The following is a 1,225-nucleotide window of genomic DNA, read 5'->3' as shown; positions in this document are numbered from 1 at the left end:
GGCGTGCGCTCACTGTTGCAACCTCCGAGTGCCCCCGGTGGCGCGCCCCGTCTCACGGCCTTGGTCGCAGTCCGCCGGCCAGGGTCACGTCGTCCCGACAGTTTCCGATCATGGGTGCGTCTCGATAATCCACAGCCAAATGAGGCACGGAATATGCACCGTGCGGCGATGCGCCGACTAATCCCGTGGAACAATACTTACGTGCGGTGATACTATTGGTGTGTGATCCAGTCATTCGCAGACCGAGCTACCGAGAAGGTGTGGGACCGTGAGGTCGTGAAGCGCTTCGGTCCGGAGCTGCAGCGGATGGCACACGTGAAGTTGAGATTGCTGAACGCCGCTGATGACATCAACGATCTGCGCATCCCGCCGGGGAACAGGTTGGAGAAGCTCGGCGGCGACCGGGCCGGGCAGCACTCCATCCGCATCAATGCTCAGTTCCGCATCTGCTTCCGGTGGACCGCAGGCGGACCCGTTGATGTTGAGATCGTCGACTACCACTAGGAGGAACCATGACTGAGAAGGCGCACGAGCCGGTCACCCCTGGCGAGATCCTCAAGAGCGAGTTCTTGGAGCCGTTGGGCGTGAGCGCTTACAGGCTCGCGCAGGCTACCCGTCTGCCGCAGACTCGTATCAGCGAGATCATCCGCGGACGCCGGCGCATCAGTACCGATACGGCCCTGAGGCTCTCTGCCGCGCTGGGCACCAGCGAAAGGTTCTGGCTGAACCTTCAGACCGACTACGACATTCAGCTCGAGCGGGATCAGCACGCCGAAGAGCTCGCTCACATCAGCCTCCTCACGGCCTGAGGACGACAGGCCGATGAAGCACCAATCGCGAGACGTGCGTCCCGACGCCGCCGAGATGACCGTGAAGCCGGGCACGGTGAAGCGGGGGAGTGCCTCGCGACAGGAGGCACAGGTGCTGCTCATGGAGGCGACCGGCACACTGAGCGTGGAGGAGATGAAGCGTGTCGCGCTGGGGCGCCCACGCGTAGGCGTCGCGGCCGGCGAAACACCGATCATGCGCGCGCGTGTTCCGCAGGAGCTCAAGGCTGGCTTCGCCGCGTTGGCCCTGCGCGAGAACCGCAAGGAAGCAGACCTGGTGCGCGAGGCCCTAGCCGAGTACCTCATTTCCCGCCGCGCCGACTAGGGCGTGTTGCTAAACACGTTCGGGGGCCTTGTGAGCGAGTCTTGGATGTGTGTCGCGTGATGTGATCTCTGAC

General features: G+C 63.7%; 3 protein-coding genes. All 3 read left to right on the top strand.

The window, feature by feature from the left end; genetic code table 11:
* Positions 1 to 222 precede the first annotated feature (222 nt).
* From DWB68_RS15745 to DWB68_RS15735, 3 genes are read left to right on the top strand one after another with little or no spacing between them, the layout of a single operon-like run.
* The gene (locus DWB68_RS15745; RefSeq protein ID WP_119426055.1) at positions 223 to 504 is read left to right on the top strand and encodes a type II toxin-antitoxin system RelE/ParE family toxin; all 282 of its coding nucleotides are present in this window, start codon (positions 223 to 225) and stop codon (positions 502 to 504) included.
* Between the two features lie 8 nt (positions 505 to 512).
* The gene (locus DWB68_RS15740) at positions 513 to 809 is read left to right on the top strand and encodes a HigA family addiction module antitoxin (RefSeq protein WP_119426054.1); all 297 of its coding nucleotides are present in this window, start codon (positions 513 to 515) and stop codon (positions 807 to 809) included.
* Between the two features lie 13 nt (positions 810 to 822).
* Positions 823 to 1,152, top strand: a complete 330-nt coding sequence (locus DWB68_RS15735; protein ID WP_119426053.1) for a hypothetical protein — start codon at positions 823 to 825, stop codon at positions 1,150 to 1,152.
* Positions 1,153 to 1,225 lie beyond the last annotated feature (73 nt).

It is taken from the genome of Galactobacter valiniphilus (assembly GCF_003575975.1).
GTDB lineage: Bacteria > Actinomycetota > Actinomycetes > Actinomycetales > Micrococcaceae > Galactobacter > Galactobacter valiniphilus.
Note: the sequence above shows the minus strand (reverse complement) of the source record. Positions and strands in the feature narration are given on the sequence as shown.

Coding starts and splice junctions, on each gene's coding strand:
- DWB68_RS15740 (WP_119426054.1), top strand. CDS start 513: ATGACTGAGAAGGCGCACGAGCCGGTCACCCCTGGCGAGATCCTCAAG.
- DWB68_RS15735 (WP_119426053.1), top strand. CDS start 823: ATGAAGCACCAATCGCGAGACGTGCGTCCCGACGCCGCCGAGATGACC.